The 26,685-nt window shown below is 40.3% G+C and carries 27 protein-coding genes; 18 read left to right on the forward strand and 9 right to left on the reverse strand.

The window, feature by feature from the left end; genetic code table 11:
- Positions 1 to 330 precede the first annotated feature (330 nt).
- From AC0VYV_RS07165 to AC0VYV_RS07175, 3 genes are all read left to right on the forward strand, one after another.
- The gene (locus tag AC0VYV_RS07165) at positions 331 to 2,724 is read left to right on the forward strand and encodes an immune inhibitor A domain-containing protein (RefSeq protein WP_475374681.1); all 2,394 of its coding nucleotides are present in this window, start codon (positions 331 to 333) and stop codon (positions 2,722 to 2,724) included.
- Positions 2,725 to 2,865: 141 nt separating this feature from the next.
- Positions 2,866 to 3,210, forward strand: coding sequence for a MerR family transcriptional regulator (locus AC0VYV_RS07170; protein ID WP_475374682.1), 345 nt, complete (start codon positions 2,866 to 2,868; stop codon positions 3,208 to 3,210).
- The gene (locus AC0VYV_RS07175) at positions 3,203 to 3,670 is read left to right on the forward strand and encodes an SRPBCC family protein (protein ID WP_194220919.1); all 468 of its coding nucleotides are present in this window, start codon (positions 3,203 to 3,205) and stop codon (positions 3,668 to 3,670) included. Before AC0VYV_RS07170 ends, AC0VYV_RS07175 begins: the two co-directional genes overlap by 8 nt.
- Before the next feature lie 167 nt (positions 3,671 to 3,837).
- Here AC0VYV_RS07175 and AC0VYV_RS07180 read toward each other — a convergent pair whose 3' ends face one another.
- The gene (locus AC0VYV_RS07180) at positions 3,838 to 4,743 is read right to left on the reverse strand and encodes a TetR/AcrR family transcriptional regulator (RefSeq protein ID WP_475374683.1); all 906 of its coding nucleotides are present in this window, start codon (positions 4,741 to 4,743) and stop codon (positions 3,838 to 3,840) included.
- A gap of 209 nt (positions 4,744 to 4,952) precedes the next feature.
- On the opposite strand from AC0VYV_RS07180, the gene AC0VYV_RS07185 reads away from it, so the two are divergent.
- Entirely contained in the window at positions 4,953 to 6,461 is a 1,509-nt protein-coding gene (locus AC0VYV_RS07185; protein ID WP_475374684.1) for a DHA2 family efflux MFS transporter permease subunit, read from the forward strand.
- Positions 6,462 to 6,509: 48 nt separating this feature from the next.
- Here the strand turns inward: AC0VYV_RS07185 and AC0VYV_RS07190 are convergent, their stop codons facing one another.
- Positions 6,510 to 7,088, reverse strand: coding sequence for a CGNR zinc finger domain-containing protein (locus AC0VYV_RS07190; RefSeq protein ID WP_283152527.1), 579 nt, complete (start codon positions 7,086 to 7,088; stop codon positions 6,510 to 6,512).
- A gap of 111 nt (positions 7,089 to 7,199) precedes the next feature.
- Here AC0VYV_RS07190 and trxA point away from each other — a divergent pair, with 111 nt between their 5' ends.
- Positions 7,200 to 7,514: a thioredoxin gene (trxA, locus tag AC0VYV_RS07195; RefSeq protein ID WP_194220923.1), complete on the forward strand. Its 315-nt coding sequence runs from the start codon at positions 7,200 to 7,202 to the stop codon at positions 7,512 to 7,514.
- A gap of 80 nt (positions 7,515 to 7,594) precedes the next feature.
- Here trxA and AC0VYV_RS07200 read toward each other — a convergent pair whose 3' ends face one another.
- Genes AC0VYV_RS07200 through AC0VYV_RS07210 form a run of 3 tightly spaced genes read right to left on the reverse strand, consistent with a single transcriptional unit; the run spans position 7,595 to position 11,254 of the window.
- Entirely contained in the window at positions 7,595 to 8,740 is a 1,146-nt protein-coding gene (locus tag AC0VYV_RS07200) for a Ger(x)C family spore germination protein (RefSeq protein WP_475374685.1), read from the reverse strand.
- Positions 8,737 to 9,825, reverse strand: coding sequence for a GerAB/ArcD/ProY family transporter (locus AC0VYV_RS07205; protein ID WP_475374686.1), 1,089 nt, complete (start codon positions 9,823 to 9,825; stop codon positions 8,737 to 8,739). The genes AC0VYV_RS07200 and AC0VYV_RS07205 overlap by 4 nt, the downstream gene beginning before the upstream one ends.
- Positions 9,815 to 11,254, reverse strand: a complete 1,440-nt coding sequence (locus tag AC0VYV_RS07210; RefSeq protein ID WP_475374687.1) for a spore germination protein — start codon at positions 11,252 to 11,254, stop codon at positions 9,815 to 9,817. Before AC0VYV_RS07210 ends, AC0VYV_RS07205 begins: the two co-directional genes overlap by 11 nt.
- A gap of 106 nt (positions 11,255 to 11,360) precedes the next feature.
- On the opposite strand from AC0VYV_RS07210, the gene AC0VYV_RS07215 reads away from it, so the two are divergent.
- The 3 genes from AC0VYV_RS07215 to AC0VYV_RS07225 all read left to right on the forward strand — a co-directional run bounded on the left by AC0VYV_RS07215 (position 11,361) and on the right by AC0VYV_RS07225 (position 13,916).
- The gene (locus AC0VYV_RS07215) at positions 11,361 to 12,683 is read left to right on the forward strand and encodes an NAD(P)/FAD-dependent oxidoreductase (RefSeq protein WP_475374688.1); all 1,323 of its coding nucleotides are present in this window, start codon (positions 11,361 to 11,363) and stop codon (positions 12,681 to 12,683) included.
- Between the two features lie 41 nt (positions 12,684 to 12,724).
- Positions 12,725 to 13,042, forward strand: coding sequence for a Rieske 2Fe-2S domain-containing protein (locus AC0VYV_RS07220; RefSeq protein ID WP_475368749.1), 318 nt, complete (start codon positions 12,725 to 12,727; stop codon positions 13,040 to 13,042).
- A 79-nt stretch (positions 13,043 to 13,121) separates the two neighbouring features.
- Positions 13,122 to 13,916 carry a uroporphyrinogen-III synthase gene (locus tag AC0VYV_RS07225; RefSeq protein WP_475368750.1) on the forward strand — a complete coding sequence of 265 codons (795 nt, stop codon included), beginning with the start codon at positions 13,122 to 13,124 and terminating at the stop codon, positions 13,914 to 13,916.
- Positions 13,917 to 13,968: 52 nt separating this feature from the next.
- Here AC0VYV_RS07225 and AC0VYV_RS07230 read toward each other — a convergent pair whose 3' ends face one another.
- The 3 genes from AC0VYV_RS07230 to AC0VYV_RS07240 all read right to left on the reverse strand — a co-directional run bounded on the left by AC0VYV_RS07230 (position 13,969) and on the right by AC0VYV_RS07240 (position 15,449).
- A complete protein-coding gene (locus AC0VYV_RS07230) occupies positions 13,969 to 14,274 on the reverse strand; it encodes a DUF3243 domain-containing protein (protein WP_226612230.1) in 306 nt (101 codons plus the stop codon).
- Positions 14,275 to 14,648: 374 nt separating this feature from the next.
- Positions 14,649 to 14,855 (reverse strand): helix-turn-helix domain-containing protein, encoded by a 207-nt coding sequence (locus AC0VYV_RS07235; RefSeq protein ID WP_475374689.1) that lies wholly within the window; start codon positions 14,853 to 14,855, stop codon positions 14,649 to 14,651.
- Positions 14,856 to 14,876: 21 nt separating this feature from the next.
- Positions 14,877 to 15,449, reverse strand: coding sequence for a hypothetical protein (locus AC0VYV_RS07240; RefSeq protein WP_475374690.1), 573 nt, complete (start codon positions 15,447 to 15,449; stop codon positions 14,877 to 14,879).
- A gap of 211 nt (positions 15,450 to 15,660) precedes the next feature.
- Between AC0VYV_RS07240 and AC0VYV_RS07245 the strand changes: the two genes are divergently transcribed.
- From AC0VYV_RS07245 to AC0VYV_RS07285, 9 genes are all read left to right on the forward strand, one after another.
- The gene (locus AC0VYV_RS07245) at positions 15,661 to 16,851 is read left to right on the forward strand and encodes a DUF418 domain-containing protein (RefSeq protein ID WP_475374691.1); all 1,191 of its coding nucleotides are present in this window, start codon (positions 15,661 to 15,663) and stop codon (positions 16,849 to 16,851) included.
- 12 nt (positions 16,852 to 16,863) lie between these two features.
- Positions 16,864 to 17,361, forward strand: a complete 498-nt coding sequence (locus AC0VYV_RS07250) for a PH domain-containing protein (RefSeq protein ID WP_475373574.1) — start codon at positions 16,864 to 16,866, stop codon at positions 17,359 to 17,361.
- Positions 17,358 to 18,854: a PH domain-containing protein gene (locus tag AC0VYV_RS07255; protein ID WP_475374692.1), complete on the forward strand. Its 1,497-nt coding sequence runs from the start codon at positions 17,358 to 17,360 to the stop codon at positions 18,852 to 18,854. Before AC0VYV_RS07250 ends, AC0VYV_RS07255 begins: the two co-directional genes overlap by 4 nt.
- A 215-nt stretch (positions 18,855 to 19,069) precedes the next feature.
- Positions 19,070 to 19,987, forward strand: coding sequence for an aldo/keto reductase (locus AC0VYV_RS07260; RefSeq protein WP_475374693.1), 918 nt, complete (start codon positions 19,070 to 19,072; stop codon positions 19,985 to 19,987).
- Positions 19,988 to 20,082: 95 nt separating this feature from the next.
- Positions 20,083 to 20,550, forward strand: a complete 468-nt coding sequence (locus AC0VYV_RS07265; RefSeq protein ID WP_475367019.1) for a DUF2691 family protein — start codon at positions 20,083 to 20,085, stop codon at positions 20,548 to 20,550.
- A 249-nt stretch (positions 20,551 to 20,799) separates the two neighbouring features.
- The gene (locus AC0VYV_RS07270) at positions 20,800 to 22,155 is read left to right on the forward strand and encodes an arsenic transporter (protein WP_475367020.1); all 1,356 of its coding nucleotides are present in this window, start codon (positions 20,800 to 20,802) and stop codon (positions 22,153 to 22,155) included.
- 25 nt (positions 22,156 to 22,180) lie between these two features.
- Positions 22,181 to 22,843: a DUF2642 domain-containing protein gene (locus AC0VYV_RS07275; protein WP_475374694.1), complete on the forward strand. Its 663-nt coding sequence runs from the start codon at positions 22,181 to 22,183 to the stop codon at positions 22,841 to 22,843.
- Positions 22,844 to 23,053: 210 nt separating this feature from the next.
- A complete protein-coding gene (locus AC0VYV_RS07280) occupies positions 23,054 to 24,562 on the forward strand; it encodes a M1 family metallopeptidase (RefSeq protein ID WP_475374695.1) in 1,509 nt (502 codons plus the stop codon).
- A gap of 141 nt (positions 24,563 to 24,703) precedes the next feature.
- Positions 24,704 to 25,645 (forward strand): ornithine cyclodeaminase family protein, encoded by a 942-nt coding sequence (locus AC0VYV_RS07285; protein ID WP_475374696.1) that lies wholly within the window; start codon positions 24,704 to 24,706, stop codon positions 25,643 to 25,645.
- Between the two features lie 49 nt (positions 25,646 to 25,694).
- Here AC0VYV_RS07285 and AC0VYV_RS07290 read toward each other — a convergent pair whose 3' ends face one another.
- Positions 25,695 to 26,036: a DUF192 domain-containing protein gene (locus AC0VYV_RS07290; protein WP_430241315.1), complete on the reverse strand. Its 342-nt coding sequence runs from the start codon at positions 26,034 to 26,036 to the stop codon at positions 25,695 to 25,697.
- Positions 26,037 to 26,455: 419 nt separating this feature from the next.
- On the opposite strand from AC0VYV_RS07290, the gene AC0VYV_RS07295 reads away from it, so the two are divergent.
- Complete coding sequence (locus AC0VYV_RS07295) at positions 26,456 to 26,629, forward strand: Flp family type IVb pilin (RefSeq protein ID WP_475374697.1); 174 nt, start codon at positions 26,456 to 26,458, stop codon at positions 26,627 to 26,629.
- Positions 26,630 to 26,685: the final 56 nt, after the last annotated feature.

Consider the following 26,685-nt stretch of genomic DNA (forward strand, 5'->3'; position numbering starts at 1 on the left):
CAAGGTGAGGAAATAGATGGATATGAATCAGTCACATTCTAGCAAAAGCCCTGCAAACGGATTCTCTTATTTGTAGGGCTTTTGCTATTTTTTACTCAATTTAACGTGTTGAAGCGTTATTGCGAAAAAACAAAATAGTGATGAGCAAATGGTGCTTTTGATCTGATTTATTAGTGTGAAAAATGGCTCACTACTTGAAAAAATAGTCATAAAAAGGAGGGTTTTAGGAAATATTGAGACTTTTGTATCATTCAAATTTTTCTGAAAAAGGATTATAGTATGATTATTGTAAAACTATTGTAAAAAACATTTTTTAGGGGGAATGAGATTTTGAAGGGGAAAAATGTACTGTCAATGGCGATGATTGCTGCGCTAACGCTAAGTGCTTTCACAGCACCTGGAGCGAGTAGTCAAGCTAGTGTAGACACGCCGCAAGTGAAGCAAGAAGTGAAGGAAGAAGTTGTACATAAGCAAGGTCCGTTTGATCTAGCGATTGCAAATGAAGAAAAGCTAATTGAGATGCTGAAAGAGAGTGGGAAAATCTCTAAAAATGCATCTGCGAAAGAAGCAGAACAAGCATTGGATGTGTTTTTGAAAGAAAAGTCTGAGTCGCTTATGGAAAAAGACACGACCGGGGAATTAGAAGATGAAAAGCTTGAAGTTGAAGCTGACATTAAAGAAAAGTTAAAGAATGATAACAAAGGTAAGGGAAATGACAACGGGAAAAAAGGCGGCAAGAAACTTGATAAAGTCGTTGAAGAAGACTACCACGGTGATGTTCGTTCTGATAACGTCCTAGTCCTTTTAGTCGAATTCCCTGATTTTCCACATAACAGTATTAAGCCAGATGAATCTGATATGTATTATGAAGATTACGTGAAGGAACACTATCAAGATATGATTTTCGGTGAAGATGGGTATGAAGGTCCGAATGGTGAAGATCTTATCTCTATGAAACAATATTATGAAGAACAATCAAATGGCGCTTACACGGTAGATGGCACTGTTGCTGGATGGTATATGGCATCCAAAAATGCAGCTGAATACGGTGGTAACTATCCGACAGAAGATGATAGCGACAAGAATGCGCGTGGTCTTGTGAAAGAAGCTTTGAATGCAGCGGCTGCTGATCCTTCTGTCAATCTAGCAGAATATGATCAAGAAGATCGCTATGATCTTGACGGTGACGGTAATTTCCGTGAGCCAGATGGTCTTGTTGATCACTTGATGGTAGTTCACTCAGCAGTTGGAGAAGAAGCTGGTGGCGGACAATTAGGATCTGATGCGATCTGGTCTCACCGTTGGAATCTTGGTAGTATTTTCCCAATCGAAGGATCACCAGAACCAGAGGAGGATTACTTTGGTGCAGGTTCCATGTATGCATATGACTATACTATTGAACCAGCTGATGGAGCAGCAGGAGTGTTCGCTCATGAATATGGTCACGATTTAGGTTTACCGGATGAGTACGATACACAATATTCTGGGGCTGGTGAAGCAGTATCTTACTGGTCAATCATGGCGAGCGGAAGCTGGGCTGGTGCACTTCCTGGAACAGAACCTACTGGTTTCAGCGCATGGTCTAAAGAATTTCTTCAGGCTGCTCAAGGTGGAAATTGGTTGAAGTATGATGAAGTTGATTTAGATGAGATTGACAAAAAAGGTTTGGAAGTTTATTTGGATCAAGCGAACACGAAAGGGACAAACCTTGACGCGCTTCGTATCAACCTTCCAGACAAAGAAACAGAAATTAATACGCCATTTAGCGGCGAATTCGAGTATTTCAGTGGGAGTGACAATGATTTAGATAATTCCGCTGTGATGAATGTCGATCTTTCAAATGCGTCATCAGCCGAATTGACGTTTAAGACATGGTATGACATTGAAGAGGACTGGGATTATGGTTCGATTCAAGTAAGTGAAGATGGTGAGAACTGGACAGCGATCCGGGGAAATATCACGACAGAAACTAATCCGTATGATAATAATCCTGGACACGGCATTACCGGTCTATCTAATGGTTGGATTGATGCTACATTTGATTTGAGCGCTTATGCAGGAAAAGATGTACAAGTGAAAATGAACTACTGGACAGATGGAGCTGCAATTAATCCTGGCTTCTATGTTGATGATATTCGCGTAACAGCGGATGGGAACGAGCTTCTCTTTGACGATGCAGAAGGCGAGCCTAAAGTGGAGTTAGATGGTTTCACAAAGGATAAAGGAGTGAAGGTTTCAGAACACTACTACCTTCTTGAATGGAGAAATCATCAAGGTGTCGATGAAGGACTTGATCACATTCGTCGTGGTGCTAGCTTGATGTCTTATGATCCTGGTTTAGTTGTTTGGTACGTGGATAACAAGTATTCTGATAACTGGACAGGCGTTCACCCTGGCGAAGGGTTCCTTGGGGTTGTGGATGCGGATCAGCACGAATTGTTCTGGAGTGACGGAACGGTGGCCCAAACACGTTACCAAATTCATGATGCTGCATTCAGCCTTCGTAAAGATGAGAAGATGTTCATTGACTACAGCGAGCTTCTTGGTCGCACAATGACAGATAAGAAAAATCAATTTGTGAAAGAATTCAACGATAAGAAAAGTTATTTGAATGAAGCCATTCCTGATGCAGGACGTAATGTACCCCAATATGGCTTGAAATTCAAAGTAACAGGTGAAGCAACGGATCGTTCAGTTGGACGTGTGTTGATCACAAAAAAATAAGAAGTGAGGGGACGCTTAGAGATAAGCGTTCTTTTTTTTCGTTAAGTAGAAGGGGATATCTCTAACACTGGCCAAAATAATTGTTGTAGTGTACTTGACTAGGTGGTGTACCCCGCAGTTTAAGATTAAGGGGGAGGAGACATGTATAAAATAAGTGAGTTTGCCCAGTTAACAGGGTTAAGTAAAGAAACGCTTCGCTATTATGCAGAAGTTAAGCTATTAGAGCCTGCCTATATTGATCCGAAGAGCCGTTACAAATACTACGATGATGGCAGTTATTTTCTTGCCTTATTATTAGGAAAGCTACGGAGATTTGGATTTACAATTCAGGAAATGAAATCTGTGATGGATGATGAGTCGTTTGCTCATTTAGAAGATCTTTTGAGTCAAAAGAAAACGAGTATTTTGGAACAAATCAACGATTTGCAACTTCAACTTAACGACATTGATGAGTTTCTTAAATCAGGGAGGGAAAAGAATGATTAGCTGGAAAGAGGAGAAGGTGATTCGTGTGCCGATCGAAACGGTTTGGGATTTGTTTAGAGACGAAAATATTCAAACGATCATGCCAAAAGTTGAGGAGCATGTATTAATGGAATTGGAAGAGGATCAAGTCGGAGCGAAGCATCGTCAAACGTATCGGGAAGGAAAAAGACTTGAAACTTACATGGTTGAGACGATCGCCTACGAGGATCGAGAAGAATATAAAGAGAAACGGATTAGTTTTGTGTTAGGAAAGGCGTTTGAAATATCGCTTGGTTTTATACTAGAAAAAGTGAGTGAAAGCGAAACAAAATTCATTTACGAAGGTCAAAATAAAGGCGTGAATTTTGTGGGGCGCGCCATGCTTAAGCTAAGCCGTCAAAAGGATCAAATGAATGTTGTTCAGGAATTTATGGACCGAGTGGAAAGTGAAGCGATTAAACGAAATGAGGTCCAGATTTAATCCGGGTAGTAATTATTGAGACCTTTTATTCAATTTGATACTAAGTGGAAGAGGAGAATGGAGTAAAATCGGCATAATTTTAATCTTTGTACTATCGTAAAGAAGTCAGTTAGTATGAAAGCCGCCAAGGCAAACTGGGCGGCTTTTTTCAATGGTATTGGTGCTCATTATGTGTTTGAACGTTCGCAAGCTTCAGCCACTCTCACAAAATACCCTTTTACTAATTCATCGAGCGTAGCAACGGATTTTTGGTCAAGCGTTCGATCGTCCCTCAATGAACAAAGAACGCTTTCAATGAGAAATTCTCGTGACTTCTTAGAATGAAGAAACTCATCCTGGATAAAATCTAGAAGTTCTATTGATTTTGTGTGTTTCTCGTTCAAGCCCCTCTTCAGGGTTGCGATTGTTTGCTGAAGTTTTTCTTTAAAATCTTCATCGGAATTCGTCGCATTTGGTAGCCAGGTACTCATTTGTTCAGGTTTGTTCAGCTGTTCTCCTGCAGCAGCGGCATCGTTAACGATACTAACGATACGTTGGACGCTATAGTGTACTACTGGGGAAATGTCTACGCTCGGACCGTTTGCAATGGAATAGTACTTAACATTGTGGTGAAGTATGCCCAGAAACATGATCGCCCCATCAAGTAGATATGGTCGCTTATCTTCTCCGAATAGCTCAAGAAAACGAGTGAATACCCACTGAATCATTCTCTTTTGTCCTTCTTTTAGGAAATCCTTCAAATCCTCATCATTCGAGACAAACACTTCTTCGAAAAGTGTAATCAGCTTGTTTTTCTTATTCGTATTCATTTGCAGTTCAATTTGTTTAATAAAGATAGTAAGGTCAGCACGATCTTGGCCGATCATCAATTCATCTCGGCTTGTTTCCATTGAGCCATAAAGGGCCTTGAAAAGAGCGATTAATAACTCATTTTTCGATGAGAAGTAATTGTAGAACGTGCCTTTTGAAATGCCGCTATATTCTAGGATGTCTTGAATGGATGTTGCCTGAAAGCCTCTTTCAATAAAAAGCTGATGCGCCATCTTAATAACGTGCTGTTTGCGATCGTTCATTCTATCACCTTTTACTTCGTTTTATTTAAATGAAACTTATTATTGTACTGCCGGTATAAAACTGATCATACCTTATTTCTTGATTAGAAACAAATCCTTTCAAATTGGGAAGAAATAATGATTGCAAAAGTTGAACTCATGGTATATGATATTAGAGATTTGAACCGATGGTATAAATAATTGAACTAAAGGTATATGGGGGAATGATGATGAGTCAATCAGTGAAAGAGACGCCAAAACCAAAGTACGGCATTCTTGCGATTCTGATTGTTGGTGCGTTTATTGCGTTTTTAAATAATACATTGCTTAATATTGCGTTGCCATCGATTATGACAGATTTACAAATTGAAACGGCTACGGTTCAGTGGCTTACAACAGGATTTATGCTTGTGAACGGTATTATGATTCCGGCAACGGCATTTCTTATTGAAAAATATTCCGTGCGTCGCTTATTTCTTGTTGCGATTGGATTATTTACAATCGGTACAGTTGTTGCGGGGATGGCGGAGATCTTCCCGGTTCTACTTGGAGGAAGAATGCTTCAAGCTTCAGGTTCAGCGATTATGATGCCGCTCTTGATGAATGTTATGCTCGTTAGCTTTCCAATTGAAAAAAGAGGGGCGGCAATGGGTGTTTTCGGTTTAATTCTCATGGCGGCGCCAGCAATTGGTCCGACGCTCTCTGGTTGGATTATTGAAAACTACGATTGGAGAATGCTTTTCCATTTCGTGACGCCAATTGCTATTACGATTTTCCTACTTGGTTTCTTCTTGTTGAAAGATAAAAAGGAAAAGGTAAACATTCGTCTCGATCTCTTTTCACTGATCTTATCAAGTATTGGTTTTGGAGGTATTCTTTACGGCTTTAGTTCTGCAGGGAATAAAGGTTGGGATAGCCCACAAGTTTACTTAACGATTGGAATTGGGGTTATTTCTCTGACGACGTTTATTATTAGACAGTCGAAACAAGAACGACCAATGTTGAATTTTTCGATTTTCAAATATCCAATGTTCGCTCTTTCATCTTCCATTACAATGGTTTTAAATATGGCGATGTTTTCAGGAATGCTGTTGCTCCCGATTTACGTGCAAACCATTCGAGGCATTTCACCACTTGATGCAGGATTGATGATGCTTCCGGGTGCACTTGTGATGGCATTTATGTCTCCGATTACAGGTCGCTTATTTGATAAAATTGGCGGACGCATTTTGGCGACAACGGGTCTAGCTATTACAGTTGTCACAACATACCTGTTTAGTACATTGTCTATGGATACGACGTATAACTACATTATGATTCTTCATGCTGTGCGCATGTTCGGAATGTCAATGGTTATGATGCCTGTATCAACGAATGGATTAAATCAGCTACCAGCTCGTTTTTATCCGCACGGTACAGCGATGAACAATACGTTGAATCAGGTAGCGGGCGCCATTGGTACAGCGCTTCTCGTTACGATTATGTCTAACCGAACAGAATCCGCTGCGGCTGATCTTGCGAGGGAAGCAGCGACGAGCGGAGCGGTAGATCCTACGATGCAGCAACAAATTGCCATGCAGGCGATGCTTGAAGGGATTAACTTTGCCTTCTTTGTTGCTACATTTATTGCAGGTCTTGCGTTTGTGCTCTCATTCTTCATTAAGCGCGCTGGCCGTGAAGAAGTGAAGCAGCCGATAGTGCCAGAATCCAAGCCAGTTGAGCTTGTGACAAATTCATAATCAATCAACTACAAAAACGGATGAGATCCCTAGGGATCTCATCCGTTTTTATTCGTTAGAAGAAGCTGTTTTCGTTTTATTATGATAATGCTTTTTGGCTTTTGTCCGATTTCCGCAAACCTCCATCGAGCACCATTTGCGCTTTCCCTTCTTGTTGACGAAAAAGGCCAGGCAATTTTCACTTTCGCATGCTTTTACTTTATCCAATACACCACTCGCTTCATGATCAAGCATCTGATAGGCAATGAGTGAGAGTAAACCTTTCGTTCCACCCTCAATAGGGAGCGGGGTAAGGGACTTTTCATCGATCGTAAAAGAAAGTGGGGTCGCTTTTGTCACATTACTTAGCAATTCGAAAAAATCGACTTGAGAAAGGTTTGAAGCGAAGTATTCACGACATTGATTCCGAAAGTGTTGAATGTCATTTGTATAAATAGGATCCTTCTTAATGAATTCTACTTGTTTCTTGTTTAACAACCCCTTGTTTTCCATTAATGTGATCCACTGAACGACGTTCTCTTCCGTTAATAGCAGATCGATAGGGTTTTGATTTTGTATTTTTAATGTGTTCATTAAGTTAATAAATAGGAAATTAGAAAAATGGGAAAAACTCGTTTCGAGTATCATGTTGAAACACACCTTTTGCTTTATCGTTGACATCGATTATAACATAATGTAGTATTCTAACCACTAAATTAGTTTTTAGTAGTTATAAAATAAGGTAAGAGGAGAGATATAATGGCAGTACAAAAAGTAACGGACCAAAACTTCGAAGAAGAAACAAATCAAGGACTCGTTCTAGCAGATCTAGGAGCGCCCTGGTGTGGCCCATGTAAAATGATCGCGCCAGTGTTGGATGAACTAGATGAGGAACTAGGCGAGCAATTAAAAATTGTCCAACTTGATGTGGATTCAAATCCAGAAACAGCAAGAAAGTACGACGTGATGAGCATTCCAACATTGCTTTTCTTTAAAGATGGCGAACTTGTTGAGAATGCGGTTGGATTTCGAACAAAAGAAGAATTAGCAGGTATTGCTAAAAATCACGGCTAACTTACTAATAGATAAAGCAGCGCTTCTTATGAAGAGCGCTGCTTTATTTATTGATTACGTATGAAGTTGATTGGCTCTCATTAATTAATATCCTGAGTCCCATAACCTGTTATGGTGAGATTCACGTCTACATTAACAGTAAGGGAAGGGAAAATGCTTTCCCAATTTTTCTCGTGTTCCTTCCAGTACCTAGGTTGTTTGATTTTTACCCATGTGCCAATTTCCAGAAAATCGAGTTGCTGTTCTTTCTGTGCGATGGAAAGAACGCGTTCAATATCTTTCTTGACGACTTGTTGTCCCTTTTCTTGGAGTGGCGTTTCCCATCCTTCTTTGAAAACGTCGCGTTCTATATCCCAGTCCTCCGCAAGTCGCAAAGAACTTTCTACAATAAGGTCGACGGTTAGCTTTCCGTTTTCTACATTTGGCTTAACGGTTGTGTTCGATTTCATTATTTCTAGGACAACTTGATCTTCTCTGGACTCTCCCGCTTCAATGGTTACGAGCCCACCCTGAACTTCATCTGTCACCCATTTGAATCCTCCAACTTCTTCTGGTGAAAGCCAGCCAACTAATTTTTCTTTTTTATTTGATATAATTCCGCCCCCAAGCAATCGCAGTCTATTTTCGTGAATTCCTACTTCAGGAATGACGAAGCTTGCATCTTCTGTAATCCTATTGGAGGCTTCTCCGAATTTAAGATTATCCAATACATAAAGACTCCGCTCTTTGTTTTGAGTGAGCTCCTTCAACTGCACAGCAGGAAACATTTCTTTTGTTGGTTCGACATTTAGTATCGAAGCGGCAGGCTCCCTTGAAATAAATAAGGAAACGGTTCTCCTAAATTCATGATCACGCAAAAAGAAGCTGATTAGTTGCTTGATCGGTTCTTTTCGTAGAAGCTCTTCCGAGAGAACCATTGATTTGAGATGTGTATAGTTAGGTGGTCGATCAGTTTCAAGTGAATTTTCTCGAATCACTTCAAAGAAATTATTCCCATTTAAAGTAATGTTCTGATAGGGTTGATCTCCAGTCGTACCGGTCTCTGTTCCCTGGATGTTATTTGGAACGACGTATTGGTTTGTTAAGGCAAACACTTCCTCTTTGTCTTCATGATAATCAAGTCCAATCCCCATGATCATGCCGAGATCTTCAATTTCGTTACTATCCCAGCACGCCGTTAGCAAGATGAGTGGAAGAACAGCTAGAAATAAGGAAATTCTCTTCATTGAGCAGTCCCCTTTCCAAGCGAGAGCGCTAGAAGCAATAGGGGGAGCGCGATGAGAGCGGTGTAGGATAAATAATTCACGTATGTCCCGTATGAAAATAGTTCAGTAATGCCTGATGGTAATAACGAGAGCATCAGAATGATGAACCCAATAATCATAGTCATAGGGAGAGTGTTTTTTACCTGAAACGTTTTCCTCATGCCAAGCACTGCCGAATAGTAATAGGCGGCTAAAGTCGTGAAGATCGTAATGATCCATCCGAATAGGAAGAGAAGTTCGAATCGCTCAAAGAAGAATCCCTGAAATTCGATTGCTTTTGCCATTTCAATTGTTGGAAATGTAATCACCTTCAGTTCCTCGATACTAAGGACACCGATGTTCAGAATGAAGAAGAGGACATAAATCACACAAACACTCCCAATGCTGATGCTGAAAATGGTGAGTATTGGTTTCCATTTCGTAAACGTAAATTTACCTGACAACACCATGATCAGCTCATATCCTACAAATGAAAAAAAGGTTGTGTGAGCTCCTTTTAATATTTCGATTCCATCAAAATAGAAGATGGGGCGTAAGTGGGTTGGTTCAATATTTTTGATACTAAGAAGAGTTAAGACAAAAAACATAAATAAGATGATTGGAAAGTACAGTTGAAAAAATAGCATGATATTGGAAAGTCCGCTTGATACAAGATACATACACGAAACGACAAGTACGAGTAAGACAACAAACTTGGGCGTTTTATCAAGCAGGTAGTAATTCACAATCTCGGCCATTGTTCGAATGATGTAGGATGAGATTACAATCATATAGGCAACAAAAATGAGGTTAATCCCTTTGCCGATCCATTTTCCAGTTAGTTCAGTTCCTATATCAAAGACTGTTTTCATAGGGAAGCGCTTAATGAGCATAAATAGAAAAATCGCATTTATAAATGCAATGCCGGCTCCTAAAATAACGCTCATCCACATGTTAGATTGACCGACGACTGCTGCGGTTTGTCTTGGCAACGTGACAATTCCGACACCGACGATCGTTGATATAATGAAAATGATGATTGGAAGGGAGGTATGGTTATTTTTCATGTAGTTTCCTATCCTTCTTTCCCACACGATAATAAAGACGTACAAACGAATCTTTCCAGCTTTTCAGCTGAATCGGCGCAAATGGCTCCATGTATGGCGTTCCGAAACTTCTAAGTTTAATTAAATGAGTTGTTACGATGAAAATGGCGATTAGCAAACCGTATACACCTAGTATGGCTGCAGAGAACAGGAAGAAAAAACGAATGGTTCTTAACGCCAGGCTGAGCTGGTAATTCGGAATCGCAAATGAACAGATCGCTGTGAATGAAATGACCATGACCATCATTGGACTAACGATGCCCGAACTTACCGCCGTTTCACCGATAACAATAGCTCCTACAATACTAACTGTAGATCCGATTGGTTTTGGTAACCTTACTCCTGCTTCCCGTAAAATCTCGATCGTAAGCTCCATAATAAAAGCTTCAATTACCGATGGGAAAGGTACACCTTCTCTTGTTTTAGATAAAGAAACGGCCAGGCTAGTGGGAATAAGCCCGTGGTGAAACGAGACTAAAGCAATGTAAGTTGCAGGCAATAGTACAGAAATAAGTGCAGTAAAATAGCTTAATAATCGAATTAATGAAGCGGGAATCCATTTAAAGTAGTAGTCGTCAGGTGTTTGAAGAAGCATGTTAAGCGTTGTTGGGGCAATCAGGACAGTGGGAGAGCCGTCTGTCATAATTGCGACACGCCCTTCAAGTAAGGCGTTTGCTACCTTCGTTGGATGCTGTGTTGATGTTAATTCGGGAAAGACTGACAGCGGATTTCGCTCAAGGAGCTGTTCAAGTATCCCTGCATCAGTTATATAATCTGCATTAATTTCGTTTATTCGTTCTCTGGTTTCTTCAATTAATTTTCGATCTGTTTTTCCTTGCAAATAAGTTAAAGAGATGTATTTCACAACGTCTTTTCCAATCAGATGTTGTTCAAATAAAAGATCGCTTGTTTTTAAGTGAGCACGTAATAATGCTTTGTTATCTTGCAGGCATTCTATAAAACCATCCCGTGGACCGCTAATCGTCGGTTCATTGACCGGTTCATCAGGTGAGCGCTTCACAGAATAGGTCGTTTTCACAGCGTAAACAGTGTCAATGTCTTCCTCACGAGCAATAATAACGGTGCATCCATCCATGAGGTGCCTTGAAATGAGGCTATTATCTTCAATGTTGTTAATCGCAGCCATAGGAATAAGATCAGGAAGATCAGCTGCGCTAATCTTTGTTTGATCGTCTGAAATGGTAAGAAGTGGACTAATGATCGTCTTTTGAATCACCATTCGATCAGAAATATCGTCAAGATACACAAGTGTCAGTGTGAGCCCATCGAGTTTAACGGTTTTTAGCTTGAGGTCTTCGGTGTTATGAAACTCCTGTTTTATTTGATCCTCAATCAATGAGGAGGATCGTGGAAAACGCCTTCTTTTCATATCAACATCACTCCGAAAGTTATCTTCCTTTATCATTAACGGAATTGGAGAAACTATCCGTTCTTTCCATCATGTATTGAAAACTCTGTTAGGATATATGACCAATTTGTTATTTTCAATTTTCAAACATGGTACGATTTTGCATATTGATACAGCTTTGAAAGAAGGGGATAGTGTGAAGAAACGACTTGTCGTAATCGGAAACGGCCTTGCTGGAATTCAATTTCTTGAACGCTTGCTATCGAGAAAACCGTCAAGTTTTGAAGTAACCGTCATTGGAAAGGAGCCTGCTTATAAGCGATATCTTTTATCGCGCGTTCTACAGAAGGAAATACCCTTTGAAGACGTCAAATTGGAGGATGATGGTTGGTATCTAAAGCGTGGGGTACGTTTGTTAAAGAATGAAACCGTTGTGACAGTTGATCCCCTCGTACGGCATGTGAAAACCGATCGAGGTCGAAAAATGACTTATGATCTTCTCGTATTTGCAACAGGTAGTCATCCGCATCTCCTTCCCGTCAAAGGAGCAGGGAAGGAGGGCGTGATGACCTTTCGAACGATTGAAGACTGTATGACATTAATGAACGCTCCAAATCATTACCAAAAAGCAGCGGTCATTGGAGCGGGTATCCTTGGGTTAGAAACGGCGATGGGACTCGTTCAGCGCGGAATAAAAACAACCGTAGTGCATCATCAGCCGAATGTGATGAACAGACAGCTAGACCGGCTTGCGTCTGAAATGCTTCAGGAAGATTTAGAACGTATGGGTATCCAATTTTCATTAAGTAAGCGAGCGAAGGAGTTCATTGGAACTTCGCATGTAGAAGGGATTCACTTCTCCGATGGAACGAGTCTGCCAGCTGATCTTGTCCTCATGTCTGTTGGAGTAAAATCAAATATTGAACTTGCTAAGAAAAGTGGGCTAGATGTTCACCGTGGTATTCTTGTGGATGATTATCTTCAAACGAGTGATCCATCGATTTATGCTATTGGAGAGTGTGCAGAACATCGTGATATGACATACGGTCTCACTGAACCGATTATTGAGCAAGCTGAATATCTTGCAAGAACGCTCGCAGGATATCCAGAGCCGTACACAGGCTCAATCATGTCTACAACCTTAAACATTGAAAGCGTAAAAGTGTTCTCAACAGGGCATGTTCTTGAAACAGAGGAGACAAGAACTTTTCAATGGATTGACCCGATTCGACACATTTACAAAAAAATTGTGACCTTACATGGACGAGTGATTGGAGCGATTCTTTATGGTGATACTTCAGAGGCAGCTTTAATAGCAAAGCTTGTGAATAGCCATGCTCCCGTTTCTGAAATTCCAACCAATCAGCTATTTCCAGAACCAAAAATAACGCGCAATACGTTAGCCCTTGTCCCTAAAGATGGGAGATCATCTAAAACGGCGCAAAGCTAATGATGCATGTGTAAAAAACATTGATTGGGAGGATGTTTCTGATGCCGGTTCATGCCGTAAAGATCCACGTGGGAAGAACGCGTGATTTTACCCCTAATTCTAGTCGAGCGATTGATTTACTCCAGCTTTCGATCGCCGTTATTTGCTTGTCGGATGGCACGTTCCATGCTATTCACAATCGTTGTCCATATGGTGGAACGGTTGTGAGTGGGAAGATCAGCGATCATTCTATAATATGTACAAACCACGACTGCCGCATTGATGTTAGGACAGGTAAACTCCTTTCCCCGCATATTGGCGAGGTAGAGACATTTCCGATTGAAATAGAAGATGGTTTGATCTACGTTACGCTTGAGTGATTTGTAGTTGATCATCTCATTGAGGTGCTGTACGCTCTATTTACGTATAAGTGAAGGAGATGGTACAGTCGTGGGCTTAATGAACAAAACCATAGCGGTTACCGGCGGACGAAAAGGGGAAGAAATGCGTGCACTTATCGAAAAACAGGGTGGAAAAGCGCTCATTCGACCTGCACAAGGGACTGTTTTTACGAATGAAGAGCATGTCGTTCATTCTTTACGAGAAATAATTGAAAACCCTCCAGATATGTTGATTTATACGACTGGTATGGGAGAAAAAAGAATGGCTGAGCTTGCGGAATTAGCTGGGCTAGAAAAAGAATACGATCATTTGCTTCGCTCGATTCCAATAGCAGTTCGAGGTACGAAAACGCTCCAGCATTTTAAACAAAAGGGCATTACGCCACAAACGGTGGCGGATCGCGGGACGATGAATCAATTGGAGAATGCCTTAACGATTGAGAATCAATCGGTTGTTCTCCAAATGCATGGTGAAAATGTGCCAGGGTTTATTGAGTCGCTTGAAGCTGCGAACAATACGGTTACGACAATTTATCCATACGAGCATACACCTCCAGAGCAAGCGGTGCTTCAGCAGTTAATTGAGGAGATAGAAAATGGACAGCTTGATGCGGTGGCGTTCACAAGCGCCATCCAGGTACGGTACTTTTTTGAATATGTTGATAGGGTTAAGAAAAGAGAAAGGATCCTAACTTCTTTAACAGAAACGATTCTTCCTGTAGCTGTTGGAGAAGTAACAGAAGAGCATCTAAAAGCTCAAGGAATCGAGCATGTTCTCACACCAACTACACCACGTATGGGCGCGATGGTGATGGAAATGGCTAAGTATTATAGAAATCTAGCATCATCATAAAAAACGCCGCCATCCTTTCAATAAGGGTGGCGGCGTTTTGCAATTTAATCATTTAGTTCGTTTGATCTGCTAGCTTAACGAGAACATGTGCCATATGCTTACGTTCTTCTTCGTTTGCTACGTTCCAAAGCTCGTTGAGTACTTTTTGTTCACGGTTACGCGGATCTTCATGCTTGGCAAGATAATCTCCAACGCGCTTAGCACCTTTTGAGAGTCCTTCTTCGCCAAGACCGAGCTTCTCACCTTTGTTTACTTGATCTCCAAGATAGTCTTTAAACGATTGGAAGTTCTGCATGATGTCTTCTTTCTTATCCTCACTCATGTTAGCTACTGCTTGTTTTGGATCTTTCTCTGCCATTTTCTTTCATCTCCTTTTTGTTAAGTACATAGGGTATGTAACCGGAATTGAGAGGTAATAAACCCATTAAATGGCTTGTGAGCACATTGGATGTGCTGACATGTTTTTAGTGCATATCCAGAGAACTGTCAAGCTGAAGGTTGAAAGAAAAAGGCTATGTAAATGAACGTTGTTGATTTTTGGCTCATTTACGCTCTGTGATGACCAATCACTTCGAGCAAATTCATTTGCTCAGGCGATTGGTCATCACAGAGCGACCTTTCAGCAGAGCTGAAAGGCGAGTGAGATAAAGACTTCACTCGAATGAGCCAAAAATCGAGAATTCACAGCATAAGCAAACATAGCTAAGAAAAAAGAAGAGTGGTATTCACTCTTCATTCATCCTCTATATATTCCAGTAAATCTCCAGGTTGGCAATCCAGAGCCTGACATAGCGCATCTAAAGTCGTAAACCGAATGGCTTTTCCCTTTTCATTTTTTAGAACCGACAAATTCGCTGGTGTAATCCCAACAAGTTCAGACAATCGGTTCAGCGACATTTTCCGCTCTGCCATCATGACATCTAGTTTTATTCGAATCATCGTAAATCGCCTGCTTTATTGTTAGATTGTTTGTTTATTTTCTTCCACTGCGCTAACCGCAAATTTAAGAGCAGAAGCGATGAGAAGGAGAACGACGCCGCCTATGATGGTGTCGAGATAGGCACCAGTAGATAGACTAATTTGAGCGTTGGTTATTTTCAGTAGATCGAGAACTTTTAAAGCTAACTGTTCTTCAGTATAAGTTGATAAGGTCCCCAAGAATAAGATTGTATATCCTAATTTTGATATAAGAGAGACATTTTCGTATAGAAAGAGATTTTCTTTGTAAATATTCATTAATAGTTTTTGAAGAAACCATAAAAATAGCAACAATAAGCTACAAAAAGCAGTTGTTGAAACAAACGATAAAATTAAGAAAGAACTATTATTGAACAGCTCTGGTTGCTTATTAAAGGAGAGATCAAAGTAAGTAAATATAGGTTCATATACACCGAATGATTTTTCAAAACTACTTCCAGAAAACCAAATTCTCGTTATATGTTCCATTGTGGTAAAAATAGTTAAAAAAGCAATTAGGTAAAACAAAATCAAACAAATCCTAGACAATAGCTTAAAACCATATTTCCATTTCATCGTAAAACTCCTTTATAGATTATTTCAGTGTGGCTTATCTAAGATCTTACTATAAAAACATCCCTTTATCGATACTTTTTTATTGATAAACAATAAAAATATATTGAAACTAGAAAGTTTAACTGTTATCTTTGATTTAGGAAATATAAGGAATATCATTTAAAACATGGAAGTGGAAGTATGTGAGTTTCTAATTTAGGAGGTAAACAATGTGACAAATGTAAAAAGAAATGGACTTGTGGATGCATTAAGAGGATGGAGTCTTTTCGGGATATTGTTAGCAAATCTATTAATCTTTCAATATGGGATATTTGGAAAAGAGGAGATCTCGTTTTTTAACCTGTCACCAGTAGATTATGGTGGCTATTTTGCCATTAAAGTCCTTATAGAAAATTCATTTATGCCGATCTTTACATTTCTATTTGGGTATTCTTTGATATTGATGAGAGATCGTTTGAGGCAAAGAGAGCGACGAGTAAAATGTCATTTATTTCGGAGGTTTTTGGTTTTAATTGGTTTGGGTGTGCTACATAGTACTTTTCTATGGGAAGGCGATATTCTTTTCCTTTATGGGATGATGGGCATGCTGCTTCTTTTCTTTGTTAATCGAAAGCGGAAAACGATTCTTGTCTGGTGTGTGATCCTGTTCTCAATCGTAACGTTTGTTAGTTATTTAGGAGGCGGGGAAGAAGTGCCTCTAATGAGTGAAGCGGAGATGACTGTTTACATGAACGATATGGTGAACATTTATAGCAGTGGGAACTATCAAGAGATCAAGAATCATCGGCACAATGTTGATCCAATGGAGTTAAGTGTGGGGGAAGAGATTGCTATGATGCTCTTCGTTCCTATTCTCCTTCTTCCTATGATGCTTTTGGGGATGTATGCAGCACATGCTCGTTGGCTCGCTCCAAGTAAGTTAAAACGGTTTTGGTACGTGTCAGTTCTTTTTATTCCGCTTGGTCTTCTCTTAAAAGCCTCATTGTATTTATCGAGGGAGATTAGTGGGGTACCGGATATGAGTTTAATCGGGGGAAGTGTGCTTGCAATTGGATACATCGGTTTATTTGGGTACATATACTGCCGTACTCAAGGAAGTCAATGGATGAGAGGATTTGAAAGTCTTGGGAAGCTATCTCTGTCCAATTACATCTTACAAACGATAATTTGCACAACGATTTTTTATGGCTATGGGATTGGTTTATTTGGAAAGACGGGCGTGGTGGTTTCAATTTTATTCGGAATCATTCTATTTATCTTCCAAGTAATAGGAAGTACGTTCTACTTGAAACATTTTAAACAGGGGCCGCTTGAGAAAGTGATGCGTTTGTTAGTTTATTTGGAAAATCCTTTTCGAAGGAATCAAAAGCGTCCGATGAATGATGAAATCAAAGTAAGTTAGAGGAGTGGCAGTATGTCGACAGAAATTAGCAATCCAAACCGCCAGTTAGCAAAGGAGGCTGTGCGTGTATGGACGATAAATGCAATCATTGGAAACAGTATTGGTTTTCTTGTCTTGGGTCTTCTTTTTTATCTTGATAATCGGTTCACCTGGTGGGGATGGGTAAGGTGGCTATTAATGATAGCGTTGATTATTACGATAGTCATGACGATGTGGGATGTTTTTATTCATCCTAAGTTGAAATATAAGTACTGGCGATATGAAATAGATGAAGAGTACTTGAAGCTTAGACATGGGGCAATCAATGAAGAGCATCAGCTTGTGCCAATGAGCAAAATTCAAGCGGTTGCCACTAGTCAAGGTCCCCTATTAAGGAGATATCAGTTATATGCGCTATCGATTGAGACGATGGGTTCATCACATATGATTCCAGCGTTACCTAAAGAAGAAGCCTTTCAATTGCGGAATGAAATTGCCCGATACGCGAAGGTGAAGGAGGAGGGGGAATGAGATCTTTGCAAAGGTATTCCCCATGGCTACTCTTATTTGATACGTGGAAACTTGGAAAGAGCGCTATTTTCTTTCTAGTCTATTTCTTTCTGATCAAAGGTGGTTCAGATTCCTTTTTCTTTGAATACGGACGCCCCGCAGTCCTTATTCTACTTGGATTATCGCTCATTCGGATTGCACTGAAATGGTTATCGAAAAAATATCGTCTTGATGACGCATTCCATCTTCATGAGGGGATCTTTACGAAATCAAAACGAACGATTCCGTTCTCGAAAATTGAAAACATAAACGAGCACACGTCTTTCTTTCATCGCTTAACTGGGACCACCTCCTTGACCTTTGAAACGGGTATGAGGGGAGATGAGGCAGCGGTAGAATTTGATGTTGTTTCACGAAACCATGCTGAGGAGTTGAAACGGTATGTTTCACTCCAATCAGTAGAAGACTCTGAAGCAGGGCCAATGATTGAAACAGTATCGGAAGGAAAGGAAGACAAACAGCAACCAGATCGGATTGTTCATTTTCGGGCTCAAAAAAAAGATTTGGTTAAAGCTTCGTTTACATCTTTAAGTTTTCTTTTCCTTATACCTGTTGTTGGAGGGTTTTATACTAAACTTGACGATATTTTCGGTGTGGAAAAGGATGCGGAAGGTTTGATTGGCTTTCTTCTTCAGTCAGGTTGGGTGATCGGCACCATCGCCTTCGCTGCTGTGATCATATCCATTGGTTTTGGTCTAACTCGTACGTTTCTGAAGTACGGTGGTTTTGAAATTTTATCAGATAACGAGCGGATCTACATTCAAAAAGGGGTTCTTGACACTACGAAATTTTCGATATCAAAACATCGCGTTCAGGCGATCGAAATTAATCAAACATTTCTTAAACGTTTGTTGGGCCTTGCGGAGGTGAAGTTAACGAGTGTTGGTGAGTCACGAGCGGAAGAGGAAAAGCTTGAAAGCAACTCACTCTACCCATTTCTACCTGTTCAACGAGCTTATGAGATGATCGAAGAACTATTGCCAACGTATCAGGTGACAGAAAAGATGGATCAATTGCCACGATCTGCCCTCTGGATTCGCGAACTGCGACCAAGTTTTCTGTGGATGATTGGAACGGGATTATTGTGGTACTTTAAGCCGGATGTTCTGAATGTCCCCTGGTGGATTTTCTCAGTATTGCTTCTTGTGATCGTCGGTCTTGTGAGGTACTTCGATTATCGCAATACGAAATATACTTTAAACGCTTCATTCGCTCAATTCAAAACGGGAGGGTTGTCCACTTCTTTATTTGTATCAAAAAGAAGTAAAGTGATTGAAGTTAATGTAACACGAGGCTTTATTCAGAAAATAGCTGGACTTGCATCAGTTGGGATGATTAACCGATCAAAGCCTGTTCATCATTCGGGAATTGATGATGTGCCGCTTGAAATAGCCGGTTCTTTTTATAAATGGTATCTAGCTAGAAGAGATGAAATAGATTTGGTTAACAAATAGAGGGGAGAAACAATGGGTGGATTTCAGTAGTTATCTAGTTCCTATTGAGGTAAACGTTGATTCAAATTACTACTTCTTCAAAGTGGGAGAAAAATGGGTACATGGGTACAAAATATATTTATAACATTGAAAGCGCTATAACAAAAAGTCTAAATATTACCTTTTCCTTTACCTGAATGATAGGATAGCAGTATCAATTAAACGAGGTGATTGCTTTGAAAAAGATTAAACTAGGTACGAGTGATTTAGAAGTTGGCGAGATTTCACTAGGTTGTATGCGCATGAACGAACTTAGTGAGAAGGATGCAGCTTACGTGATTGAGAATGCGATGGATCATGGAGTGGATCTGTTTGATCATGCTGACATTTACGGTGGCGGGAAATCGGAGGAAGTATTCGCAAATGCGATCTCTGCAAACGATGATCTTCGTGAGAGAATGAAGATCCAAACGAAGTGCGGTATTCGTAAAGGCTTTTTTGATTTTTCGAAAGATCATATTCTTGAATCGGTTGATGGAAGCCTAAGTCGACTAAAGTCTGACTACGTTGATACGTTGCTTCTTCATCGCCCGGACGCTCTATTTGAGCCTGAGGAAGTAGCCGAGGCCTTCTCACGTTTGAAAGAAAGCGGAAAGGTGCGTCACTTCGGCGTAAGTAATCAAAATCCGATGCAGATCGAACTGCTGAAAAAGTATTTGAAGGATGACTTAATCATCAATCAGCTTCAATTGAGTATTGTACATACGCCAATGATTGATGCTGGATTTAATGTGAACATGCAGAATGATCCAGCGGTCGTTCGCGACAGCAACATTCTCGAGTACTGTCGTTTGAACGATGTTACGATTCAAGCGTGGTCTCCATTCCAGCACGGCATGATTGAAGGGCCATTTGTCGGAAACGACGCATTTCCAGAAGTAAATGCAAAGCTTCAGGAACTTGCTGAGAAATACAATGTGACTGATTCAACGATTGCGATCGCATGGATTTTACGTCACCCTGCTAACATTCAGCCTGTTGTAGGCACGATGAATACAGAAAGATTAAAAGATATTTCAAAAGCTTCTGATATGGAGCTTACGAGAGAAGAGTGGTATGAGCTTTATCGTGCAGCTGGAAATAAGCTTCCATAAGATAAAATGATTGTTAGTTTTAGAGCGTAATTCTGATGAAAAGGAATTGCGCTTTTTTAGATTTTCTATGTTACTTAACAGAAAGAGGAGAGTTAATGATCAGGGGAATTACTTTTGAGGTGCCAAATAAACGGGGTTACACTCTGAGGGATATATTGGCCCCAATCGATGTGTCAGCTTTTAATTGGCTGATCGAGAATGAAGAGGCTTACTATGTAGTTGATGATGAGTTAGGTGAGCCGCTGTTTAATCATAGAATCTTGCATTTGGAAGGTCAGCTTCTTCAAAAGAAAATAGAAGAACAGATGTCCTATGTGATTTTTGCTGCTCTAAAAGCTTTTCCGAAAGGTTCGGTACCTAAGGAATTAGAGACGTATAACGATTTTAAGGAAAGCGATTGCGAGCTTGTTCTACTTATCGTTGATGGCACTTTTGTTACCGTATATTGTAAAGATAACGTACTAAGTGAAACGTTATTCTATCATGCTAAAAGAAAGGGATACCTGGACGTAGCCTATATAACTGATGAAAATGATGAGAGAACAGGACTTTCTGTATGGTAAGAACGAAAGCGTAGTACAAAATAACGATAAACAAGCTAGAATTCCTTTAGTAAAAGGCGTTCTGGCTTGTTTTTTATATGGAGTTTTATTTATGGACGAGTATCTCGACCGGACATTTGCCATGGAGAGCCAAAGGTACATTTTAGGGTTTTAGCTTCAAAAACCTATCCCTTTTGACGCGAAATGAATATAACTATACAAGGTGGGACATGCAAAAGCTTTTTACTAGATTAAGAAAGGCGGCTAGATATGTCATTAGGCATAGGAATACCCATATTTGTGTTCGTCGTAACAATGATGGTCATATTTTGGAGACCGGGTGGGATAAATGAAGCGTGGCCAGCCTCGATCGGAGCCCTCATCATCTTAGTAACTGGAACTGTGTCCCAGGGAGATATAGCAGATATCCTTAGTAAAATAAGTGGCGCATCCATTACGATTATGGCGACGATTGTCATGGCTGTTATATTAGAAAGCTTTGGTTTCTTTCACTGGGCAGCTGCAAGACTAGCTGTACTATCGAAGGGATCGGGCTATCGTTTATATTGGTACATTCAGTTACTCTGTTTCTTAATGACCCTTCTTTTCAATAACGATGGGAGCATCTTAATTACAACTCCAATCTTAATATTGCTACTGAAAAACCTTCGTTTAAAGCCACATCAAATGATTCCTTATTTGTTAAGTGGTGCACTCATCGCGACAGCTTCCAGTGCTCCGATCGGTGTGAGTAACATTGTTAATTTGATCGCTTTAGAAATTGTCCATATGACGCTTTATATGCATACGGCCATGATGTTTGTGCCTGCAACATTAGGATTGATCTTTATGTCATCATTTATGTTTTTCGTCCTGAAAAAGAAGCTTCCTAAAGAACTTCCGGGCGCGGCTTATGACATTGAAGAGATGTTCTTTTCGAAGCATTTTCATCCGTTAAAAGGGAAGATTTCCGTAGAAACGAAAAAGAAACGCACGCAGTTTATGATCAAGCTTCTCCTATTTGTTTTCATTATGCGCTGCCTTCTCTTTGTTGCTTCTTACTTCGCGATCCCAATTGCGTTCGTCGCGGTTCTTGGATCAGTCGTATTACTAGTGTGGAGGTGGTATGCACTCGGCACAAATCCGATTGACATTATTAAAAAGACCCCGTGGCACATCTTAATCTTTGCTTTCTCCATGTACGTGATTATCTACGGACTTCATAATGCAGGGTTTACCGCGCTACTTGTGGACATGTTAAATCCGATCGTTAATCAAGGATTGTTAGCAGCGAGTTTCATTATGGGAGGGTTGGTCTCCGTTCTTTCCAACCTTTTTAATAACCACCCGGCTCTTATGGTTGGAACAATTGCGTTAACGGAAATGGGGTTAGACCCAATCACATTAAAAACAATTTACCTAGCCAATATTATCGGAAGCGACATGGGGTCATTGCTATTGCCAATCGGAACGCTTGCATCCTTGATTTGGATGCATATTTTGAGACAGTATCATATCAAAGTGACGTGGAAAGATTACATGAGCGTATCTTTTATCGTCATCCCCCTAACGACTGTTTTTACACTGTTTCTACTATTCTATTGGGTGCAGCTGATATTTGGGTAAGAATCTTGGAGAGGAGCCTGTTTGAATGGATCGACTAGTTAATTTATTAGGAAAACATGTGGAAGTGAAAATTTCTGGAGGCACAACGTTTATCGGCATTCTAACCGATATTGGACCAGACATTCTCGTCCTTTTCAACGGGGAAAATTATCTCTACTTACCGCTGCTGCATGTTCACAAAATATATCGCTATACGAAATCAGATGTGATCGAAAGTCCAAGTACATCTTCGCTATCTGATGACATCGATTCGATTTCGTATCGGAAAATACTCATGAATGCGAAAGGGATTTTTACTGAAATTTATGCGACAGGAAACTTATCTTTCCATGGATATATTACGAACGTCTTGAGTAATTACATCTCATTTTATTCCCCAGTTTATAAAACAATGTATCTTCCATTAAGTCATATAAAGTGGATAACCCCATACAGTCAAAACAATACACCCTATACGCTTTCAAACGAAAAACTACCAGTTAATCCATCTAACATCCCGTTGCTTCGATCGTTTGAAGAACAGCTAAAGAAAGAAGAAGGGAAGCTCGTCGTGTTTGATGGTGGGAGTGACCCGAATAAAATTGGCTTATTAACAAAAGTAGAAAATAATTTCGTTGAGTTGGCTAATGCCAGTGGAGAGACTGTTTATTTAAGATTAAACCATATTAAATCTGTGCAATTGCCTTAAGGGGGTCAGGTTCGTACCTGACCTTTTTTTGTGCGTTTAGCAGACAAACTTCCTATGATGGATGGTCTAGTAAGAGGTGAATGAATGGGAATTCACTTCTTACACCTACGAAATAACTAGATAATTTTTCCATAAATGAGTCGTTTGTTTCAAGGTAACCCCTCCTTAAATCCAGAAATTCTTAAGTGAAATAACTAAGGAGGGATTTGTGTGAAGGGAAAGCGAGTGATGAAGCAGCTTCTTCAGGGGGTTGCTGCAGGTAGTTTATTAATGGGGCTTGCGCTACCAGCAAGTGCAGCTGAACCTGATACGAAGGAATTGATGCTTGAGGGGGAGGGGGCTTATGTTCCTACTGATTCGCCTAGCATTCAATTACCGAAGCAGCCGTTTCAGCTTCAAAAACCATCGAAGCAAGAAGGCGTACTTGGCCCAACAAAGCCTTCGTATGTGATGGATGTGGATTATAATGCCACGACGCACAAAGTAAAAGGAACGCTTGAAGTAACGTTCAAAAACAACATCAAAAACAATTTAAGTGAGTTATACTTCAACCTATGGGGAAATGCGGAAACATTTGAAGAGAATGGCGGAAGTATGGATGTTTCCAAAATCAAAGTAAACGGTAAGAAAGCAACGTTTGAGGTAAACGAAACGGCACTACACATTCAAGACCTTTCGCTACCAAAAAATAAAAAATCAACCGTTACGATGAACTTCCAAGTGAGTTTACCAGAACAGCAGGATCGCTTTGGCTGGTATGGCGATACCGTTTCAATGGGGAACTGGTTCCCGATCTTAAGCGTTTACGATGATGAAGGCTGGAATGTCGATCCGTATTATCCGTACGGTGAAGCGTTCTATTCTCTCTCTGGAAAGTATGATGTCACCGTAACGACTGATAAGGAACAAGTTATCGCGGCAACAGGAGAAGAAGTTGGAAAGCCTGTTATTAAAGGAGATCAGGCGACGCATCGCTATAAGGCAAAGGATGTTCGCGACTTTGCGATGGAAATGAATCCGAATTATCGTGTCATTTCTTCGAAAGTAAATGGCATAAAAGTGAATGTCTATTATTCTAGTGAGCATGCGAAATATGCTGCGTCACTCCTCGAGTCTGGTGTTGATAGCCTCGCACTATTCAGTGAGAAATTCGGTAAATATCCGTGGCCAGAGCTTGATATCGTGACGATGGAAGGCTGGTTTGGTGGCATGGAGTACCCTCAGCTCGTGATGATTAGTCTAGCAGGAGATCGGCCGCTTGATTGGGCGAAGTCAGTAAATGCTCATGAAATTGGACATCAGTGGTTCTACGGAATTATCGGAAACAACGAATATGATGAGCCGTGGCTAGACGAATCATTCGCAAGCTTTGCGGCGGCACTTTATGATGGCGATCTAGATGATCTAGATGTCGCTCCTCATCCGGATCAAGATTATCACCTATCCAGTCAGATCGCAGACTTCACTGCCCGTGCTGATGAAGGAGGGATCAGCGCTTATTATTATATGATCTATAACTATGGATCAAGTACGATCAACGACCTTCGTCAGGAGCTAGGAGATGAGACTTTCTATGACGCAATGCAGCGTTATTTTAAGCAACAGAAATTCGGCATTTCGACTACAAGAGACTTTATTTCTTCGATGGAAAAATCAACGGATCGGGATTTGATGCCGTTCTTCCGAGATCATCGGGTGTATTTATCCGATCAGGAATAAAGTAGATAAGGAAAACCCTCCCATCAACATGGGAGGGTTTTCGCTATTAGGTAACTCAAGCTTTGTACTAGAATGAATCTGTACGCTTAAAAACTATTGTTGCTGATTGTGAGCTTAGTTTCATCAATAAAGGAGGAGCAAATGAACATCATTTCAGGGCAAGAAATCGAACAAAACCTATCTATGCAAGAAGTAATCGAATCAATTGAAACGTATTACTTAACAGAAGAAGATCAAAAGGAGAAGACACCAGAGCGAATGCATGTAGAAGATGGCGACAATACGTTTCTACTTATGCCCTCATTCTACGGGGACTACCAGGCTACAAAACTAGCGGGCGTTGCTCCTGACAATTGGAAGCATGGGAAAGAAACCATTCACGGAATGATGATCTTAAATGATCGCAAGACCCTTGCGCCATTGATGTATTGTGATTTTATGAAAATCACAGCTCTTCGCACAGGAGCATTAGGTGGGCTTGGAATGAAATACTTATCAAGACCAGACGCGACATCACTGGGCATCATTGGCCTCGGTACGCAAGGATGGAGTCATCTTCAAGCGGCCGTGGCGGTTCGACCGATTGAGAAGGTGTACGTGGCAAATCGAAGCAAAGAAAAAGTAGCGTCGTTTATAGAAAAAGCTAAAGAAGCGTATCCTCACTTAATGGTAGAAGAGGTTCAGATTGAAACGTTAGTCAAACAGTCAGACATTGTCGTCACAACGACAACATCAACGAAGCCTGTGCTACCTGATCTTGAAGCTTCAGAGTGGAATGGTAAATTGGTAGTGGCTGTCGGCTCTTTTAAACCAGCTATGCAGGAAATACCTGATTCGTTCCTCCGATTTGCAGACGGTGTGTATGTGGATACGAGAAGAGGCTTTCATGAATCCGGTGATTTAATCCGTGCGCGGGAACTCGGCAGACAGGAGTCTGATTCTCTTGCTTTAGAAGAGATCATTCAACAGAATCATCGACCAGACAATCTGATTGAAAAAGGATTACTCTTTAAAACAGTGGGCATCGCGATTTTTGATTTGATTGTGACGAAGGCGCTTTATGAAAAGATGAATGCAAAGTGAAGATGAGAGCGACAGTGCCTGGAAGGGTACTGTCGCTTTTTAAATAGATTTAAAGTTTCAGAAATTCACCAGACTTAATTGCATGTTCTTCAATCGATCCTTTCGGTAATTCAAGAGTGGACTTTGCCCCTTTAACCGGTGCTATAAAACCCCAGGGTTTAAGACTTTGAACAACCTTTACAACCTCGTTCTCTTCGTTTAAAAAGACAACATCGATCGAAAAGAACATAAAACACATGTGAATGGAATTGCAAGGCGTGATCAGAAGCGCTTCGTGTTGAAGAGGCGTTTTTCGAAACATTAGTCCTTTTAGTCTTTTTATAAAAGTATCAGCCTTCAGCACTCTCAGTGGAAGTGTTCGATATAGTGTATCATCATTTCTCTCCAACATGACTATTCTCCTAAATTATGACGTTATCTATACTATAATAGATGTCTATTTAATACTCAATAACGAATATATTACTATAAAAATTGTAAAAACAAGAAAAAAAGTTCAAAAAAGGACTTTACAAATTCTCTATAACGAATTATTATGTATTTAAGGTTGTTCGATAAAAAGAACAAAATAATATTTGATAGACACTATAGTGAACAAAATCTTACTTTAGATAATGTTCGCCGTTTTGAAAGGGGGAACCAGAGGATGAAATGTTTCAGCTGCTTTCTTAGAGCAAGAGGAGGTTAACTGAAGTCACTTCGCGATCATCTACGTAACTGGTTTCTACTAGTAAACAGTCGATTTGTATTCTGGTATTTATGATTTCTTAAATATAACGACTAAAACAAAACTCTAAGGGGGAAATAAGAATGTTGAAGAAAATGGGACAATTCGTAAGAGAAGAAGAAGGACAAGGTATGGCGGAGTATGGATTGATTTTAGCGGGGGTTGCGGTTGTGGCAGCAGGAGCATTTTTAGCGCTAGGGGGAAAAATTACGGAATTTATTAATAGTATTGCTGCAACGTTAAAATTAAATAGTTAATATTAAATAAATAGCAACCCTGGCCCCACTTACTCAAGTGGGGCCAAATTTAAAAG

It is taken from the genome of Anaerobacillus sp. QJM3NY_17 (assembly GCF_056173665.1).

What these genes read in the sequence shown, in the direction of transcription:
- AC0VYV_RS07255 (WP_475374692.1), top strand. Translation starts at nt 17,358, where the DNA reads ATGAGATCTTTGCAAAGGTATTCCCCATGGCTACTCTTATTTGATACG.
- AC0VYV_RS07205 (WP_475374686.1), bottom strand. Translation starts at nt 9,825, where the DNA reads ATGAAAAATAACCATACCTCCCTTCCAATCATCATTTTCATTATATCA.
- AC0VYV_RS07170 (WP_475374682.1), top strand. Translation starts at nt 2,866, where the DNA reads ATGTATAAAATAAGTGAGTTTGCCCAGTTAACAGGGTTAAGTAAAGAA.
- AC0VYV_RS07175 (WP_194220919.1), top strand. Translation starts at nt 3,203, where the DNA reads ATGATTAGCTGGAAAGAGGAGAAGGTGATTCGTGTGCCGATCGAAACG.
- AC0VYV_RS07230 (WP_226612230.1), bottom strand. Translation starts at nt 14,274, where the DNA reads ATGGCAGAGAAAGATCCAAAACAAGCAGTAGCTAACATGAGTGAGGAT.
- AC0VYV_RS07190 (WP_283152527.1), bottom strand. Translation starts at nt 7,088, where the DNA reads ATGATACTCGAAACGAGTTTTTCCCATTTTTCTAATTTCCTATTTATT.
- AC0VYV_RS07265 (WP_475367019.1), top strand. Translation starts at nt 20,083, where the DNA reads ATGATCAGGGGAATTACTTTTGAGGTGCCAAATAAACGGGGTTACACT.
- AC0VYV_RS07290 (WP_430241315.1), bottom strand. Translation starts at nt 26,036, where the DNA reads ATGTTGGAGAGAAATGATGATACACTATATCGAACACTTCCACTGAGA.
- AC0VYV_RS07235 (WP_475374689.1), bottom strand. Translation starts at nt 14,855, where the DNA reads ATGATTCGAATAAAACTAGATGTCATGATGGCAGAGCGGAAAATGTCG.
- AC0VYV_RS07200 (WP_475374685.1), bottom strand. Translation starts at nt 8,740, where the DNA reads ATGAAGAGAATTTCCTTATTTCTAGCTGTTCTTCCACTCATCTTGCTA.
- AC0VYV_RS07210 (WP_475374687.1), bottom strand. Translation starts at nt 11,254, where the DNA reads ATGAAAAGAAGGCGTTTTCCACGATCCTCCTCATTGATTGAGGATCAA.
- AC0VYV_RS07270 (WP_475367020.1), top strand. Translation starts at nt 20,800, where the DNA reads ATGTCATTAGGCATAGGAATACCCATATTTGTGTTCGTCGTAACAATG.
- AC0VYV_RS07275 (WP_475374694.1), top strand. Translation starts at nt 22,181, where the DNA reads ATGGATCGACTAGTTAATTTATTAGGAAAACATGTGGAAGTGAAAATT.
- AC0VYV_RS07185 (WP_475374684.1), top strand. Translation starts at nt 4,953, where the DNA reads ATGAGTCAATCAGTGAAAGAGACGCCAAAACCAAAGTACGGCATTCTT.
- AC0VYV_RS07240 (WP_475374690.1), bottom strand. Translation starts at nt 15,449, where the DNA reads ATGAAATGGAAATATGGTTTTAAGCTATTGTCTAGGATTTGTTTGATT.
- AC0VYV_RS07285 (WP_475374696.1), top strand. Translation starts at nt 24,704, where the DNA reads ATGAACATCATTTCAGGGCAAGAAATCGAACAAAACCTATCTATGCAA.
- AC0VYV_RS07180 (WP_475374683.1), bottom strand. Translation starts at nt 4,743, where the DNA reads ATGAACGATCGCAAACAGCACGTTATTAAGATGGCGCATCAGCTTTTT.
- AC0VYV_RS07220 (WP_475368749.1), top strand. Translation starts at nt 12,725, where the DNA reads ATGCCGGTTCATGCCGTAAAGATCCACGTGGGAAGAACGCGTGATTTT.
- AC0VYV_RS07225 (WP_475368750.1), top strand. Translation starts at nt 13,122, where the DNA reads ATGAACAAAACCATAGCGGTTACCGGCGGACGAAAAGGGGAAGAAATG.
- AC0VYV_RS07295 (WP_475374697.1), top strand. Translation starts at nt 26,456, where the DNA reads ATGTTGAAGAAAATGGGACAATTCGTAAGAGAAGAAGAAGGACAAGGT.
- trxA (WP_194220923.1), top strand. Translation starts at nt 7,200, where the DNA reads ATGGCAGTACAAAAAGTAACGGACCAAAACTTCGAAGAAGAAACAAAT.
- AC0VYV_RS07250 (WP_475373574.1), top strand. Translation starts at nt 16,864, where the DNA reads ATGTCGACAGAAATTAGCAATCCAAACCGCCAGTTAGCAAAGGAGGCT.